The following is a 16652-nucleotide window of genomic DNA, read 5'->3' as shown; positions in this document are numbered from 1 at the left end:
GGCCTCGTGGGCCCGTCTGGGCAGGTGCCAACAGTAAATCAAACGCTGTATTTTTTGTGACCAACTTTTACCGCTTTGGGACTTTGGTCTAACGGGTTGTCCGCAGACGGATTTGCGTAGACCATGGGCGCCTAGAATTTTTGCCCGTACCAGAGTGCTTTTTCATGACTGCCCAAACCGATGTGCGCCCGGCGCCGTTCACTCGTTCGGACTACAAGACGCTCGGCCTTGCCGCGCTGGGCGGGGCGCTGGAAATCTACGACTTCATCATTTTCGTATTTTTCGCCCTGACCCTCAGCCAGCTGTTTTTCCCGCCGCAAATGCCTGAGTGGCTGCGTCTGCTGCAGAGCTTCGGGATCTTCGTCACCGGTTACCTGGCGCGGCCATTGGGCGGCATCCTGATGGCGCATTTCGCCGACCGGCTGGGACGCAAGAAGGTTTTCAGCCTGAGCATCCTGATGATGGCGCTGCCGTGCCTGCTGATCGGGATCATGCCGACCTATGCGCAGATCGGCTATTTCGCGCCCTTGCTGCTGCTGGCACTGCGCATCCTGCAGGGCGCGGCAGTTGGCGGCGAAGTGCCGAGCGCCTGGGTGTTTGTCGCCGAGCACGCGCCGGCCGGGCATCGCGGTTATGCCTTGGGATTCCTGCAGGCGGGCCTGACCTTCGGCTACCTGATAGGCGCGCTGGCGGCGACGTTCCTGGCACAGATGTTCACCCCGGCAGAAATCCTCGATTACGCCTGGCGTTATCCCTTCCTGCTGGGCGGTCTGTTCGGCGTGATTGGCGTCTGGTTGCGCCGCTGGCTCAGTGAAACCCCGGTGTTCATGGCAATGCAGGCCAGGCGCGAAGCGGCGGTCGAGCTGCCGTTACGCACAGTGCTGCGTGAACATCGCCTGGCGATGCTGCCGGCGATGATCCTGACCTGTGTTCTGACCTCGGCGGTGGTGGTGTTCGTGGTGATCACCCCGACCATGATGCAGAAAACCTTCGGTATGAGCGCCAGCCACACCTTCGGGCTCAGCGCCCTGGGCATCGTCTTCCTGAATGTGGGCTGCGTGCTCGCCGGATTACTGGTGGATCGCATCGGCGCCTGGCGTACCGTTATGCTCTACAGCCTGTTGCTGCCAGTGGGAATTGCGGTGCTCTATAGTTGCCTGATCAATGGCGGAAGCTGGATTGGCCTGGCTTATGCCATTGCCGGTCTGTGTTGCGGCGTGGTGGGTGCGGTGCCGTCGGTGATGGTCGGGCTGTTCCCCGCGCGTATTCGTGTATCGGGTATCTCCTTCACCTACAACATTGCCTACGCCGCATGGGCCAGTATCACGCCGTTATTGCTGATCGGGCTAATGCCTTGGAGCCCCTGGATCTGCGTGATATTCAGTGCAGTGATGGGCGTGGTCGGGGTCGCCAGCGCGGCGTATTTCGGTGCGCGGATGCCGAGGGTCGGCAGCTGCCCTGCGACGGGTACCGTGTAATCGAGGGAGGCCGTTGAACTATTTTTACAGGACGACACGGCACCGCTCTTCAGAAAATATGTACAAGGCCGATGGGTAGGCTGCATGTCGTTTTTCTACCCTGTCCATCGGTGCATTCCATGTTCAATAAACGCTTGAAGCAAGAGCTGTCGGCTCTTCGTGAAGAACTCTCCAGCCTTCAGCAAGTGAAGGACAGCCTGGAAAGCGAGATGCTGGTCCTGACCCTGGATCCCGAGGGGCGGATTCAATCGGTCAACCAGAACTTTATCGATGAAATGCTCTACAAGGGACAGGACCTGAGTAGTCGACACATCGAAGATATCGTTCCGGTGCACGTCAAATCCGACGAATTCCATCGCCGCTTCAAGGCTGCGCTCCAGCGTGGCGAGCACTTCGCCGGCACCGTGCGCCTGTTGCGCGGCAATGGCGAGGAGGCGTGGCTGCGCTCGATCATGCAGCCCATTCGCTCGGCGGATGGCCGCATCAGGCACTTCTCGATTTTTTCCAGCGACCTGACCCGTACCATCGAAGCGTCCCGGGAGCATGAGAACCTGATCGGCGCCCTGGTGCGCTCGACGGCGGTGATCGAGTTTGACCTCAATGGCAACGTACTGACGGCCAATGACCGCTTTCTCAGCGGTATGGGCTACAGCCTTGCGCAGATCAAGGGCAAACATCACCGGATGTTCTGCACGCCGGACGAATCCTCCAGCGCCGCTTACCAGGCCTTCTGGCGCCGCCTGAACGCCGGTGAGTTTGTGGCGGACCGATTCAAGCGCATCGACAGCCACGGCCGTACCGTCTGGCTGGAAGCGTCCTACAACCCTGTGCTTGATGCCAACGATCACCTGTACAAAGTGGTGAAGTTCGCCACTGTAATCACCGATCAGGTCAATCAGGAGCAAGCGGTCGCCGAGGCGGCCAATATTGCCTACAGCACCTCCCGGCAGACCGACGAAAGCGCGCAGCGTGGCAATGCCGTGGTCACCCAGGCCGTTGGCGTAATGCGCGACCTGGCCAGGCACATGCAAACCGCTGGTGAGGGCATCGAGGCGCTGAACGACCAGTCGCTGGTCATCGGCAGCATCGTCAAGACCATCAGCGGCATTGCCGAGCAGACCAACCTGCTGGCGCTCAACGCCGCCATTGAAGCCGCGCGGGCTGGCGAACAGGGCCGCGGCTTTGCCGTGGTGGCGGACGAGGTGCGGCAGTTGGCATCGCGGACCAGCCAGGCTACTGAGGAAATTGTCGGCGTGGTGCGCCAGAACCAGGACATGGCGCGCCACGCGGTGACCCTGATGACCGAGGGCAAGCTTCAGGCTGAGCAGGGGCTGGCGCTGGCAGCGGAGGCGGGCTCGGTCATTGGCGAGATCCAGGACGGCGCGCAGAAGGTGGTCGACGCGGTCGGACAGTTCGCCAATCAACTGGCAAGCTAAGCAGGACCCAGACGTATGCCGCTACAATCGGCGTTTTCTCCAGGAGCAGACAGCATGCACGCTTCCCATCGCCGGCCCGTACCCTTGAACAAGGCGTATCGCCTGCTCAATCACGGGCCGACCGTACTGGTCAGCGCCGCCCACGATGGCCAGCGCAACATCATGGCGGCGGCCTGGGCTATGCCACTGGATTTCGAGCCGCCGAAAATTGCCGTGGTGCTGGATAAATCCACCTGGACCCGACACCTGCTGGAAGCTTCGGGGACCTTCGTGCTGAACGTGCCTTGCGCCGCCCAGGCCGACATCGTCCAGACCGTCGGTTCTACATCCGGGCTGGAAATCTCCCGGGCGCCGGGCCAGGACAAGTTCCAAGCCTATGCCCTGCAGACATTCAGCGGCGAGCAGGTGGCAGCGCCGATGCTCGAGGGCTGCGTCGCCTGGCTCGAATGCCGCCTGCTGCCGGAGCCCGGCAATCATCAACAATACGACCTGTTCCTCGCCGAAGTCATCGCCGCCCAGGCCGATGACCGGGTGTTCAGCGATGGCCGCTGGCACTTCGAAGGCCAGGACGCCCTACGCACCCTGCACCACGTGGCTGGTGGGCATTTCCTGAAGATCGGTGATCCTGTGGATGGGAAGATTCTGTCGGTTTGAATCGGGTCAACAGCCACCGGAATTTAATGCGGTGTCAGTTAAACGGCCCTGATAAGCGGATCAAGCCTGCTTCACTGGTTTGATCAAGCTTTGTGCAGGTATGCCAAATAGCTCCTGCAGTTTCCAAATCACTTCCCATAAAAAAGGGCCTACCACCCGGTAAGCCCTTTCTCATCACTGCAAACCGCTCAATCCCCCAGCGCTTCCCCCTCGCGTCGCGGATCAGCACCGCCTGCCAACGACGTTTTCCCCTGTGCATCCTTGACCCGAACAATCGCCTGAGTGCCGCTCGTCATATCAATCTCGTTCACGCTGTGGCCCTTGTCCTTCAGCGCCTGGATCAGTGCCGGGCTGAACTGCCCCCGCTCCAGTTCCGTCGGACCATTGCGGCTACCGAAGTTCGGCAGGTTGATGGCCGTTTGCGGGTCGAGGTTCCAGTCGAGCAGGCCGATGGTCGACTTGGCGACGTACTCGATGATCTGGGAGCCGCCTGGGGAGCCGAGGGTGGCGAGGAACTCGCCGGTCTGGCGATCGAAGATCAGGGTGGGCGCCATGGAGGAGCGGGGGCGTTTGCCCGGCTCGACGCGGTTGGCGACTTTCCGGCCGTTTTCTTCCGGGATGAACGAGAAGTCGGTCATCTGGTTGTTGAGCAGGAAGCCTTGCACCATCAGGTGAGAGCCGAAGGCGGATTCCACGGTGGTGGTCATGGAGACTGCACCACCCTGGTCGTCGACCGCGACCACTTGCGAGGTGGATATGCGCAGCGGCGAACGGTCAGGCGCGTAGGCCACCTGGATGCCCGGCGGCGTGCCAGGTTCGGCTGTGCCCATGCTGCGCTCGCCAATCAGCGCGGCACGGCTTGCCAGATATAGCGGGTCCAGCAGACCCTGAACCGGCACTGGCACGAAGTCGGCATCGGCGACGTATTGCGCACGATCGGCGTAGGCCAGGCGCTCGGCCTCGGAAATCAGGTGCACGGCTTCAGGGGTGGGTTCGATGCCCGCTGGAGCGGAGCTTTCACGGGGTTTCATCGGCGCCAGGGCCAAGCGCGGCTCGCGGGTTTCCAGGGCTTCGAGTGTGCCGAGGATCTGCGCGATCGCGATGCCTCCCGATGATGGTGGTGGCATCCCGCACACCTGCCAGCGCTTGTAGTCGGTGCACAGCGGCTCGCGCTCCTTGGCTTGATAGCCTTGCAGATCATTCAGCGACAAGCTCCCCGGGTTCGCATGCCCTTGTACCTTGGCCACGATTTCCTCGGCGACGGCGCCTTTGTACAACGCATCCGGACCTTCCTTGGCGATACGTTTGAATACAGCTGCCAGCGGCAGATTCTTCAGCAGCGTACCCGCTGCTTTGGGGCTGCCGTCGGCATTCAGGAAATAGGCCATCATGTCGGGCGAGCGCCGCATGGAGGAGTCCGCAGCGATCAGTTGATGCAGCCGGGGGGAAATCGCAAAGCCTTGTTCCGCGAGCTTGATGGCGGGCTCAAACACCTTCGCCCAAGGCAGGCGTCCGTGTTTCTGATGCGCCAGTTCGAGCGCTCGTAGCACGCCCGGTGTACCCACAGAACGACCGCCAATCTGCGCCTGGGTGAACGGCATCGGTTTGCCGTCGGCTTGCAGGAACAGTTTTTCGCTGGCACCGGCCGGGGCGGTTTCGCGACCGTCATAAGTACGCACGGCCTTGCCATCCCACAATACAATCAACGCGCCACCGCCGATGCCTGAAGACTGTGGCTCGACCAGGGTCAGCACCGCCTGCATCGCAATCGCAGCGTCGATGGCCGAACCACCTTGGCGCAGCATCTCCCGACCGGCCTCGGCGGCCAGCGGATTCGCTGCTGCGGCCATGTGTTTGCTGGCGTAGCGGGTCTGCAGGTCACTGCGATAACCCGAGGCATTTTCCGGCGCAACGGGCAGCGTTGAAGTCGGCGGGGCGTTGCAGGCGACCAGCATCAGCGCCGTGACAACCAGCGACAGCGCCGAAAGGCGATAGCGACTCAAGTGGGAAGCAGGGGACACGTTGGGTACTCCGTCCGTGGGAAAGATCCCGGGACTTTATCGGCCGGTTCCCTGTGACGCAAACCCATGCAGCAGACAGGCACTTTTTCGCAGGCATAAAAAAACGGCCTACCTTTCGGTAAGCCGTTTTTAGTACTTGGTGGCTACACAGGGACTTGAACCCCGGACCCCAGCATTATGAATGCTATGCTCTAACCAACTGAGCTATGTAGCCAAGTGGCGCGCATTATTCACCGGTAACGGGGATGCGTCAAGCGTAAATTTAAAATATTTCTCTACGCTTTCAACCGCTTAACCACCCGGTGCTATAAAACGCGGCGGTGGGCGCTGTCAGCCGAGCTGAAACCTTCCGGTATTGGCGCTCAATGCCTTGCTGCCTTGGCTCAAGGTGTGCGCCGCAAGGTTTACGGCGCGGGCTCCTTCCAGCAGCCGCACCGCCGCCTGATCAACCTGCTGGATGTTGCCGCTGACCTCATCGGCGGTGCTGGCCTGTTCCTCTACCGCTGTCGCAATGTGCGCCAGGGTATCGGTGACGCCTTGCACTGCGCTGGCAATTTCCCCGAGTCGTTCGCCCAGCCCGGTGACCGACTGCGCATCGTTCTGTGCCTGGCTGCAGGCCGCTTCCATCAGGCTCACCGCTTCATCCACCGTTTGTCGCAGGCTATCAACGGTCTGGGCTATCTGCGCGGTAGAGGACTGCGTGCGTTTCGACAAGCTGCGCACTTCGTCAGCCACCACGGCGAAGCCGCGGCCCTGATCGCCCGCGCGGGCAGCCTCGATGGCGGCGTTAAGGGCCAGGAGGTTAGTCTGCTCGGCCACTCCGCGAATGGTGTCCACTACCAGCTGAATCTGCTGGCCCTGTTCGCTCACCCGGCCGAGTGCCGCCGCTGTCTCGTTCAAACGCTGGTTGAGCTGCTGGATACTTGCCGTGGTGCGCTGGCTGTCGCGACTGCTGTCGGCAGCAATGCGCCGCGTGTGCTGGGCGCTGCCCGAGGCGTGTTCGCAGCTCTGGGCCACGCCTTGGGACGTGGCGGCCAGTTGGGTGGCCGCTGCGGCGATCTGGCTGATCTGCAGTTGTTGTGCCTCGACTTCGCCCAATGCGCCGCTGGAATGCTGGTTGAGCGCGCGTACGGCGTTGCTCAATTGCAGGGTCTCATGATCCACCCCCAGCATGCTGTTGCGCAACTGCACCACCGCGACGTTTAGCGCGGTGCTGATAGCTGCCAGCTCGTCGCGACCCTGTACCGGCACCTGCATGCTGAGGTTGCCATCGCGCAGCGCTTCGGCCAGCACTGTAATACCGCTGGCGCTACGCCGGATGGACGTTTGCAGGCAGGTGAACAGATACAGCGCCGCCAGCAGCAGGCCCCCAAAAATCGTCGCCACACCGATGACCTGGCGCATCGCCGAGCCATGGTAGTTATCCAGGCGCTGATCCAGTGAGCCCAGGGATTGTTGGCGCAGGGAGGCGAGGTCGACCAGCAAGGCGTCCAGACCACGTTCAAAGTCTTCGTGCTTGAGCTTGATGCTACCGCCGAATACGCCGTCATCGAGAACTTTCAGCTCGGCATCCAGGTGCTTGAGGCTTTCCTGGTAGCGCCCTGACCAGGTTTGCAAGTCGCTGGGCAGGCGTGATTCCAGCAAGCCTGCGGTTTTCACAAGCTGCTCCCGGGCGTCGCCGATACGACTGCGCAGGTCTCGTAGCTGCAAGCGGCTTTGCAAGGTGAATTGCCCAGACACCACTGAGGCCTGACCGATGCTGGCCAGACGTCCGACCCGTTCGATCAGGTCCGGCACGTGCTGAGTGGAGATCTGCGTCAGCAAATAGGTTTCCAGCCATGGCGCGAGGGTCAGCCGGTTGTCCATGGCAATTTGCTCGCGCAGGGCTTGCAGGGCGCTCAAGGCACCGGTGAAGCGATCGTAACCGTCAGGCCACCAACCGATGCTGCCGAGGCTTTTTGAATCCAGGCCCTCAAGGGCGGCCTGCAGGGCCTGGTAGCGCGCCAGTGTTTCATCCCGGGCACCTTCGGCAGCGAGGGTATTACCCAGCTCCACAGCCGCTTTGGCGATGGCTGGCTGAGCCTCGTCAAACGCAGCCATGGCGGCGAGCGTGGCGGGCGTGGGTTGACGATTGGTTTCCGTGGCTCGCCAGCGCGCGGCGCGATCCCGTTGGGCTGCGAGCAGATTGTCGAGCGCATCCAGTGACAGCAGTTGCCGAACCCCGGCACGCTCCTCGGAAATCAGATTCAGTTTGCTGCGGTAATCCTGCCCGATCATCCACAGGCTGCCCGCCAGGGGCAGAATGAACAGCAAAAACAACAGTTGAAACTTGCGTGCGAAGCCAAAGCGCCCCAGCAAGCCAATGCCCGGTGATAAAAATGCCTGCATGCCCCGTGACTCCCCTGGGCACCACGCACCATTGGCGTGCGTCGAGGCTGTTTTGGCCGCGACTGGTGCCCCTTTAAAGGCCTCGAAAGTTCACCCTCGTCCGCTCTGTAGGCCGACTGCGTAGCGAAACTTCCCATTCTCGGTCCCCTTTGTAAGGGGCCGCGTTTAAAGGAAGTGGTAACGCAAGATTCAGACCATGGCGATGCGCTATTACCTGTATGGAAAGCGTTCGCAAATGTCGTTAGCAGGCTAAGGGGATGGCGCTGATGCACTGAAAAATGGCACATTGACGCTCCTGTCCGTTTGCACCCACCCGTTGTGCGGAAACTCTCATGGCTATCAGCAATGCCCAGACCGGCGCCGCGCCGGCATCAGCGACTTCACAAAGCAGCCCTTTGGTCATGCGCATCATCGGCGCCGTGGCGCTGGCCCATTTGATCAACGACCTGATCCAGTCGGTCTTGCCGTCGATCTATCCGATGCTCAAGGCCAATTACGGCCTGACGTTTACCCAGGTCGGCCTGATTACCCTGACCTTTCAACTGACCGCTTCGCTATTGCAGCCATGGGTCGGCTATCACACAGACCGTCATCCCAAGCCGTGGCTGCTACCGGCCGGGAGCGTATGCACCTTGATCGGCATACTGATGATGTCGGTGGTCGGCAGCTTTCCTATGATCCTGCTGGCGGCGGCGCTGATCGGTATCGGCTCTTCGACCTTTCACCCGGAGGCTTCCCGGGTAGCGCGACTGGCATCGGGTGGGCGGTTCGGGTTGGCGCAGTCCACTTTCCAGGTTGGCGGCAATGCGGGCTCGGCGTTCGGTCCATTGCTGGCGGCAGCCATTATCATTCCGTTCGGCCAGGGGCATGTGGCATGGTTCGGCCTGTTCGCGGTGTTTGCGCTGTTTGTGCTGCACCGCATCAGCCGCTGGTACGCCAATCACCTGAACCTGTTCAAGCTCAAGCAAGGGCAGGCGGCAACCCACGGTCTGTCGAAGGGGAGGGTGACCAGCGCACTGGTTGTGCTGGGGCTGCTGGTGTTCTCCAAGTACTTCTACATGTCCAGCCTCACCAGTTACTACACCTTCTACCTGATCGAGAAATTCGACCTCTCGGTGGCCAGTTCGCAACTGCATCTGTTTCTGTTCCTGGGGGCGGTGGCAGCCGGTACGTTCTTCGGCGGCCCGATCGGCGACAAGATTGGGCGCAAGGCCGTCATCTGGTTTTCGATCCTTGGTGTTGCGCCTTTCACCCTGCTGTTGCCTCACGTTGACCTGTTCTGGACCAGCATCTTGAGCGTGGTGATCGGTTTCATCCTGGCGTCGGCATTCTCGGCCATTGTGGTGTACGCCCAGGAGCTGGTTCCGGGCAATGTCGGGATGATCGCCGGGATATTCTTTGGCTTGATGTTTGGTTTTGGCGGGATTGGCGCGGCGCTGCTGGGCTATCTGGCGGATGCCCGCGGAATCGAATACGTGTATTTCCTGTGCTCGTTCCTGCCATTGCTGGGGGTGTTGGCGATCTTCCTGCCGAGAACCGCAAAGGCCTGAAGATCAGAAGAACGCAGCCTTCGGCAGCTCCTACTGATGTGAGGTGTACACCCTCCAGGAGCTGCCGGAGGCTGCGATCTTTGAATAATCTGACAGGTACAAAAAAGCCGCGTATTGAACGCGGCTTCTTCTTGAGCGGGGAGTCTTACACGTTGAAACGGAAGTGCATCACGTCGCCGTCTTTAACAATGTAGTCCTTGCCTTCCAGGCGCCATTTGCCGGCTTCCTTGGCACCGGCTTCGCCCTTGTACTGGATGAAGTCGTCATAGGCGATGACTTCGGCGCGGATGAAGCCTTTTTCGAAGTCGGTGTGGATCACGCCAGCGGCTTGTGGTGCGGTCGCACCGACGCGTACGGTCCAGGCGCGGACTTCTTCAACGCCGGCAGTGAAGTAGGTCTGCAGGTGCAGCATTTCGTAGCCAGCGCGAATCACGCGGTTCAGGCCAGGCTCTTCCAGGCCCAGGGCCTCAAGGAACATGTCCTTCTCTTCGCCGTCTTCAAGCTCGGCGATTTCGGCTTCGATCTTGTTGCAGACCGGAACCACCATGGCGCCTTCTTCTTCGGCGATGGCCTTGACGATGTCCAGCAGCGGGTTGTTCTCGAAACCGTCTTCAGCGACGTTGGCGATGTACATGACCGGCTTGGTGGTCAGCAGGTGGAAGCCACGGATCACCGCCTTGTCGTCGGCACCCATGCTCTTCATCAGGGTCCGTGCAGGCTTGCCCAGGGTGAAGTGAGCGATCAGTTGCTCAAGCAATGCTTTTTGAACCACGGCATCCTTGTCGCCGCCCTTGGCGTTGCGCGCGACTTTCTGCAGTTGCTTCTCGCAGCTGTCGAGGTCGGCGAAGATCAGTTCCAGGTCGATGATCTCGATGTCGCGTTTCGGGTCGACGCTGTTGGAAACGTGAATCACGTTCTCGTCTTCGAAGCAGCGGACTACGTGGGCGATCGCATCGGTTTCACGGATGTTGGCCAGGAACTTGTTGCCCAGGCCTTCACCTTTCGACGCGCCGGCCACCAGGCCTGCGATGTCGACGAACTCCATGGTGGTCGGCAGGATACGCTTCGGATTAACGATGGCAGCCAGGGCTTCCAGACGCGCATCCGGCATCGGCACGATTCCGGTGTTCGGTTCGATGGTGCAGAAGGGGAAGTTCTCGGCCGCGATCCCGGATTTGGTCAGGGCGTTGAACAGGGTGGACTTGCCGACGTTAGGCAGGCCGACGATGCCGCAATTGAATCCCATGGTGTTTCCCCTCGGGTAAAAGTCAGGCCTTCTGGCTGTGCAGGTTTTTCATCGCGCGGTTCCATTCACCGGCGAGGATATCCGGCAGCACGCCGAGGGCAAAGTCGATGCTGGCATCGAGTTTTTCCTGTTCGGCGCGTGGCGCACGACCCAGGACGAAGTTTGAAACCATACTGGCTACGCCCGGGTGGCCAATGCCAAGCCGCAAGCGGTAGAAGGTATTCTGATTGCCCAGTTGCGCAATGATGTCGCGCAACCCGTTGTGACCGCCATGGCCGCCGCCCTGCTTGAGCTTGGCAACGCCCGGAGGCAGGTCGAGTTCGTCATGCGCCACCAGGATTTCTTCGGGCTTGATGCGGAAGAATCCTGCGAGTGCCGCCACGGCCTGGCCGCTGCGGTTCATGTAGGTGGTGGGGATCAGCAGACGAACATCCTGACCCTGATGCGAATAGCGCCCGGTCAGGCCGAAATATTTGCGGTCCGCCACAAGGTTAACGCCTTGTGCGTTCGCGATGCGCTCAACAAAAAGGGCCCCTGCGTTATGCCGGGTCTGTTCGTATTCAGCGCCTGGATTTCCCAGGCCAACGATCAGTTTTATGGCAGTCACGATAGGGGCCCTTCCTTGGAGTGGTGGTTAACATCGCCGAGTGCGGCGAAAGTGGACGACAAGTGCTCATTTACCATTATGTAAACTCCGCGTTCTCGCCCGCTTTCTCGCTACGTACTAGTCCGCGATGTTACCGGTCACTCCGGCGAACAGAGTGAAATTACTCTGCAGCGCCTTCTTCAGCAGCGTCTTCTTCTGGAGCAACACGTGGAGCGTGAACGTTGGCAACAGCCTTGTCGTCACCGTGTGCCAGAGCAACAAATTCAACGCCTTTAGGGGCTTTGAGGTCGGACATGTGGATGATGTCGCCGATTTCAGCCTTCGACAGGTCGACTTCGATGAACTCAGGCAGGTCCTTCGGCAGGCAGGTCACTTCGATTTCGGAAGTAACGTGCGAAACTTCGCCGCCTTTCTTGATCGGAGCTTCTTCGCCAACGAAGTGTACAGGCACGATAGCGGTCAGTTTCTGGCCAGCTACAACGCGTACGAAGTCAGCGTGCATCACGTGGCCTTTGGCCGGGTGACGCTGCAGAGCCTTGATGATCACGTTTTGCTTGGTGCCGCCAACGTTCAGTTCGATGATGTGGCTGTAAGCCGCATCGTTTTCGAGCAGTTTGGCAACTTCTTTAGCCAGCATGCTGATGGATTCAGGGGCTTTTTCGCCACCGTAAACTACAGCTGGTACCAGGCTTGCGAGACGACGCAGGCGGCGGCTCGCACCTTTCCCCAGGTCGGAACGCACTTCAGCATTCAGGGTAAATTCGTTCATGTTGTATCTCCAAAATAACCACATTCGCCCCAGCGTTTGCGACCAGCGCTAAAGGCGATATGGGCAAAAAAGCCCCGCCCCGACAGGAATGCCGGGGCGGGGCGCTTTTCGTCAACGATATGTTCCAGAAGGGCAGGGCCCTTAACGGAACATCGCGCTGATCGATTCTTCATTGCTGATGCGGCGGACCGCTTCAGCAACCACCGGCGCGATATCCAGTTGACGGATACGCGAGCAGGCTTGAGCAGCAGCGGACAACGGGATGGTGTTGGTCACCACCAGTTCGTCCAGCATGGAATTCTCAATGTTTTCGATCGCCCGACCGGACAGCACAGGGTGTGTGCAGTAGGCGAAAACCTTGGCAGCACCATGCTCTTTCAGGGCCTTGGCCGCGTGGCACAGAGTGCCGGCGGTATCGACCATGTCATCGACCAGAATACAGGTACGCCCTTCGACATCACCGATGATATGCATCACTTCAGAGTGATTGGCTTTCTCACGGCGTTTGTCGATGATCCCGAGATCCACACCCAGAGATTTGGCAACGGCACGTGCACGCACGACGCCACCAATGTCCGGGGACACGATCATCAGGTTTTCGAAGCGCTGATCTTCAATGTCATCCACCAGAACCGGGGAGCCGTAGATGTTATCTACCGGAATATCGAAGAAACCCTGGATTTGGTCAGCATGCAAATCAACCGTGAGAACACGGTCGATGCCGACTACGGTAAGCATGTCAGCCACGACTTTCGCGCTGATAGCCACACGTGCGGAACGCGGACGGCGATCCTGACGGGCATAACCAAAGTAAGGAATTACAGCAGTGATACGAGTAGCCGAGGAGCGGCGGAAGGCATCAGCCATCACTACCAGTTCCATCAGGTTATCGTTGGTCGGAGCGCAAGTCGGCTGAATAATGAAGACATCTTTACCGCGGACGTTTTCATTGATCTCGGCAGTAATTTCGCCGTCGGAGAACTTACCGACAGAAATGTCACCGAGAGGGATATGCAGCTGACGTACGACACGCCGAGCCAGATCGGGGTTAGCATTCCCCGTAAAGACCATCATCTTGGACACGCGCAGTACCTAGAGGCTGAGGGTAACCTGGATGAGTATAGAAAATGGCAGGGGCGGCTGGATTCGAACCAACGCATGGCAGGATCAAAACCTGCTGCCTTACCGCTTGGCGACGCCCCTGTATCTGTTGCAACGAGTACCCAGTACTCGGTTCCTTTAGAGCAGACTTTGCAGCTTGCGATGCAACATCGAAACGTTGCTTCCTTTTGCTACAAACCCTGTAAGGGTCTCTGTAAGAAGGGCCGAGACTTTATCAGCTTCAGCTTTGCTTGGGAAGCCCCCAAACACACAACTTCCAGTTCCGGTAAGTTTTGCTTCGGTAAATTTACCTAACAAATTCAATGCGTTACGTACATCTGGATAACGCCTTGCGACTACCGGCAAGCAGTCATTTCGACTGTTTCCCTTGGGAACGGGGCGCACTTTAATGGGAGGAGTGTTACGTGTCAACAGCGGATCAGAAAAAATTTCTGCTGTACTTACAGATACTTGCGGTACCAGTACGAGATACCACGGTTCTTCGGGGTCTACAGGGGTGAGTTTCTCCCCCACGCCCTCGGCAAAAGCGGCATGGCCACGCACGAAAACCGGGACGTCGGCGCCCAGTGTCAGGCCGAGTGCGGCCAGGCGATCTGCGTCCCAGCCCAGTTGCCAGAGATGGTTCAGGCCGAGCAGGGTGGTGGCGGCATTGGAGCTGCCACCACCGATGCCACCGCCCATGGGAAGGACTTTATCGATCCAGATGTCGATCCCGAGCAGGCAGCCGGATTGCTCCTGCAGTTGTCTTGCCGCGCGAACGATCAGATTGCTGTCGTGAGGGACGCCGTCGAATTCGGTATGCAAACGGATCACGCCATCATCGCGAACGGCGAAGGTGATCTCGTCACCGTAATCCAGGAATTGAAAAATCGTCTGCAGCTCGTGATAACCGTCTTCACGGCGACCAAGGATGTGCAGCATCAGGTTGAGCTTGGCCGGTGAGGGCAGGGTCAGGCGCGCAACAGTCATGTTCACTGCCCCAGTTTGCGTGGTTGCCATTCCTTGATCACCAGCGTGACATCAAGGTCGGTACCGTGCAGCTTGATGCGCTCGGGCAGCCAGAAACCGTTCTGCTCGGCATAACTCAAATATTCAACCTGCCAGCCATCCTGATCGAGATTGGCCAGGCGGCTATCGGCGTCAAGCGTCAGGCGGCTTTTGCTGTCGGGAGCGGGGAGTCCGCGCACCCACCAGGCCAGGTTGGACACCGGCAATTTCCAGCCCAGCTGTTCTTCGAGAAGGATTTCCGGGTTCGGCGCGTCATAACGCCCCTGGTTGGCGACTTCCAGGGACACCTTGCCGGGGCGACCGGTCAGGCGTGCGGCGCCCCGACCCAGGGGGCCGGATAGACGGATGTCGTAGTAATCCTGGCGTTGCAGCCAGAACAGGGTGCCGCTTCCCGAATCCTTGGGTGCGCGAATGCCGATCTTGCCGTTGATCTGCCAGCCATCCAGACCCGTGAGCTGCTGTTTGTGCTCACGCCATTGGGTGGAGTTGCCGCGACCTTCGACGGATTCGCGAGCGCCGAAGCCCGCGCAACCGGCGAGCAGGGCGATGAAACTGAAAACGATGAAATGGCGCAAAAACATAATCTTAAAGAGTCTCTGATCCGGTCAGGCGCTTGATGGTGCCGCGCAGTATTGGGCTGTCGGGCTGATCCTTGAGGAACTTGCCCCAGATTTGCTTCGCTTCACGCTGTTTGCCGTTGGCCCACAGGACCTCGCCCAGGTGAGCGGCGACTTCCTGGTCGGGAAAGCGCTCCAGGGCTTTGCGCAAATAGCGCTCGGCCTCGTCCAGATTGCCCAGCCGGTAGTTGACCCAGCCGAGGCTGTCGAGAACCGCCGGGTCCTCCGGGTTGATCTGGTGCGCCTGTTCGATCAGGGCCTTGGCTTCGGCGTATCGCGTTGTACGGTCAGACAGGGTATAGCCGAGGGCGTTCAACGCCATCGCATTGTCCGGGTCGCGCTTGATGATCAGGCGCAGGTCTTTTTCCATTTGCGCCAGGTCATTGCGTTTTTCCGCCTGCATGGCTCGGGTGTACAGCAGGTTCAGGTCGTCGGGGTATTGCTGCAACGATTTTTCGAGAACAGCCCAGGCCTTGTCCTGTTGCTTGTTGGCGGACAGGGTTTCGGCTTCGATCAGGTACAGCTGGATGGCATAATCGGGCTGTTCGTCCCGCTGAGCGGCCAGGCGACTCTGGGCTTCGGCAGTCTTGCCGTTGTTCATCAGGATATCGGCCTGGCGCAATTGTGCCGGCAGGTAATCATTGCCCGGCCCCACCTGTGCGTATTCGGCCAGGGCGCCCTGTGGATCGTTGCGCTCTTCAGCGATACGTCCAAGGTTCAGGTGCGCCGAATCGACATGGCTGTCCCGGGCAATGAGGTCTTCGAGGTAGCCCTTGGCCTCTTCCCAGGCCTTGGCTTCCAGGCAAACCAGTGCCAGCGAATAGCGCAGCTCGTCATCTTCAGGGTATTGCTGGACCAGGCTGGAGAACTCGACCTTTGCGTCGTCCATGCGGTCCTGCTCCACCAGCATGCGTGCGTAGGTCAGGCGCAGCCGTTTGTCGTCGGGGTATTGCTTGATGCTTTTGCGCAGTAGCGGCAGGGCCTCGTCACCACGATCAAGGGACTGCAACAGGCGCGCTCGCAGCAGGATCGGGGCGATTTCGCCATCTTCCGGCGGATGGTCTTCGAGTAGGGACAAGGCGCCCTTGGCATCGCCGTCCTGTTGCAGCAACAGGGCCTTGCCGAAAATCAGCTGGCCGTTGTCGGGATGGCGTTGCAGCAGGCGGTCAAAACTTTGCATCAAGCCGTTGCGCGTGTCCTGGTCGGTGTCGGCAGCGGACAGGGCGAGGAAGTCGAAGTGAGTGTCGCCTTTGCCTTGCAGGACCTTCTCCATGTACACCATGGAGTCGTCATAGCGCCCGGCACGAGCCAGTTGCACGGCAGCTGCACGTTGCGCCTCGAGATCGTCCGGGGCGTTTTTTGCCCAGATGAGCGCGGTGTCCAGGGCGGCCTGGTCGGCGCCCAGGTACTCGGCAATCCGGAATGCCCGCTCGGAGATCCCCGGATCCTGGGTGTTGATGGCCTGGGTCACGTAGTTGTCCAGGGCAATGTCGAAACGATTGCGCTGACCAGCCAGTTCCGCGCTCAACAGGCTGAAGACGGTTTCTTCGCTGAAGGAGCTGTAGACCTTGGGCTTTTCAGGGGCCGGAGTGCTGTCTTCGACCGGCGACGAATCGTCCGGAGACACGGGCGCCATGGCCTGGCAGCCGCTGAGGAAGACAAAAGCAAGGAGCAACGCGGAGGATCTATTCATATAGGAAGAGGACGACTAACCTGCGGTCGGATCATCATGACACAAGCCTTCGGCCAAACATAA

Annotated in this window: 13 protein-coding genes and 2 tRNA genes; 4 read left to right on the top strand and 11 right to left on the bottom strand. The window is 59.8% G+C overall.

Annotated features, from left to right (window positions below; translation table 11 throughout):
• The first annotated feature begins 164 nt into the window (after positions 1 to 164).
• From EQV97_RS19495 to EQV97_RS19485, 3 genes are all read left to right on the top strand, one after another.
• Complete coding sequence (locus tag EQV97_RS19495; protein WP_225569562.1) at positions 165 to 1478, top strand: MFS transporter; 1314 nt, start codon at positions 165 to 167, stop codon at positions 1476 to 1478.
• Positions 1479 to 1597: 119 nt separating this feature from the next.
• Positions 1598 to 2914, top strand: a complete 1317-nt coding sequence (locus EQV97_RS19490; RefSeq protein WP_122838732.1) for a PAS domain-containing methyl-accepting chemotaxis protein — start codon at positions 1598 to 1600, stop codon at positions 2912 to 2914.
• 54 nt (positions 2915 to 2968) lie between these two features.
• Entirely contained in the window at positions 2969 to 3568 is a 600-nt protein-coding gene (locus EQV97_RS19485) for a flavin reductase family protein (RefSeq protein WP_122838733.1), read from the top strand.
• Between the two features lie 188 nt (positions 3569 to 3756).
• Here EQV97_RS19485 and ggt read toward each other — a convergent pair whose 3' ends face one another.
• The 3 genes from ggt to EQV97_RS19470 all read right to left on the bottom strand — a co-directional run bounded on the left by ggt (position 3757) and on the right by EQV97_RS19470 (position 7977).
• Positions 3757 to 5589 carry a gamma-glutamyltransferase gene (ggt, locus tag EQV97_RS19480; RefSeq protein ID WP_240889556.1) on the bottom strand — a complete coding sequence of 611 codons (1833 nt, stop codon included), beginning with the start codon at positions 5587 to 5589 and terminating at the stop codon, positions 3757 to 3759.
• A 137-nt stretch (positions 5590 to 5726) separates the two neighbouring features.
• Positions 5727 to 5803, bottom strand: a tRNA-Met gene (locus tag EQV97_RS19475).
• Positions 5804 to 5919: 116 nt separating this feature from the next.
• On the bottom strand, positions 5920 to 7977 hold the full coding sequence (locus EQV97_RS19470; RefSeq protein WP_240889554.1) for a methyl-accepting chemotaxis protein: 2058 nt from the start codon (positions 7975 to 7977) through the stop codon (positions 5920 to 5922).
• A 332-nt stretch (positions 7978 to 8309) separates the two neighbouring features.
• On the opposite strand from EQV97_RS19470, the gene EQV97_RS19465 reads away from it, so the two are divergent.
• A complete protein-coding gene (locus EQV97_RS19465; protein ID WP_240889552.1) occupies positions 8310 to 9527 on the top strand; it encodes an MFS transporter in 1218 nt (405 codons plus the stop codon).
• Positions 9528 to 9672: 145 nt separating this feature from the next.
• On the opposite strand, the gene ychF is transcribed toward EQV97_RS19465, so the two are convergent.
• The 8 genes from ychF to EQV97_RS19425 all read right to left on the bottom strand — a co-directional run bounded on the left by ychF (position 9673) and on the right by EQV97_RS19425 (position 16589).
• Positions 9673 to 10773, bottom strand: coding sequence for a redox-regulated ATPase YchF (ychF, locus tag EQV97_RS19460; RefSeq protein ID WP_045059217.1), 1101 nt, complete (start codon positions 10771 to 10773; stop codon positions 9673 to 9675).
• A 22-nt stretch (positions 10774 to 10795) separates the two neighbouring features.
• Positions 10796 to 11380, bottom strand: a complete 585-nt coding sequence (pth, locus tag EQV97_RS19455; RefSeq protein WP_008037207.1) for an aminoacyl-tRNA hydrolase — start codon at positions 11378 to 11380, stop codon at positions 10796 to 10798.
• A 160-nt stretch (positions 11381 to 11540) separates the two neighbouring features.
• Complete coding sequence (locus EQV97_RS19450; protein WP_122838737.1) at positions 11541 to 12149, bottom strand: 50S ribosomal protein L25/general stress protein Ctc; 609 nt, start codon at positions 12147 to 12149, stop codon at positions 11541 to 11543.
• Positions 12150 to 12290: 141 nt separating this feature from the next.
• A complete protein-coding gene (locus EQV97_RS19445) occupies positions 12291 to 13232 on the bottom strand; it encodes a ribose-phosphate pyrophosphokinase (protein ID WP_003208392.1) in 942 nt (313 codons plus the stop codon).
• 45 nt (positions 13233 to 13277) lie between these two features.
• Positions 13278 to 13352: transfer RNA gene (locus EQV97_RS19440), tRNA-Gln, on the bottom strand.
• Positions 13353 to 13388: 36 nt separating this feature from the next.
• Positions 13389 to 14240, bottom strand: a complete 852-nt coding sequence (gene ispE, locus EQV97_RS19435; RefSeq protein ID WP_240889576.1) for a 4-(cytidine 5'-diphospho)-2-C-methyl-D-erythritol kinase — start codon at positions 14238 to 14240, stop codon at positions 13389 to 13391.
• A 2-nt stretch (positions 14241 to 14242) separates the two neighbouring features.
• Entirely contained in the window at positions 14243 to 14860 is a 618-nt protein-coding gene (gene lolB / locus EQV97_RS19430) for a lipoprotein insertase outer membrane protein LolB (RefSeq protein WP_122838739.1), read from the bottom strand.
• A gap of 4 nt (positions 14861 to 14864) precedes the next feature.
• The gene (locus EQV97_RS19425; protein WP_240889550.1) at positions 14865 to 16589 is read right to left on the bottom strand and encodes a tetratricopeptide repeat protein; all 1725 of its coding nucleotides are present in this window, start codon (positions 16587 to 16589) and stop codon (positions 14865 to 14867) included.
• Positions 16590 to 16652: the final 63 nt, after the last annotated feature.

Source organism: Pseudomonas sp. TMW22090 (assembly GCF_022496665.1).
GTDB classification, from domain to species: Bacteria; Pseudomonadota; Gammaproteobacteria; order Pseudomonadales; family Pseudomonadaceae; genus Aquipseudomonas; species Aquipseudomonas gregormendelii.
This window is presented reverse-complemented; position numbering and strand designations above follow the sequence as displayed.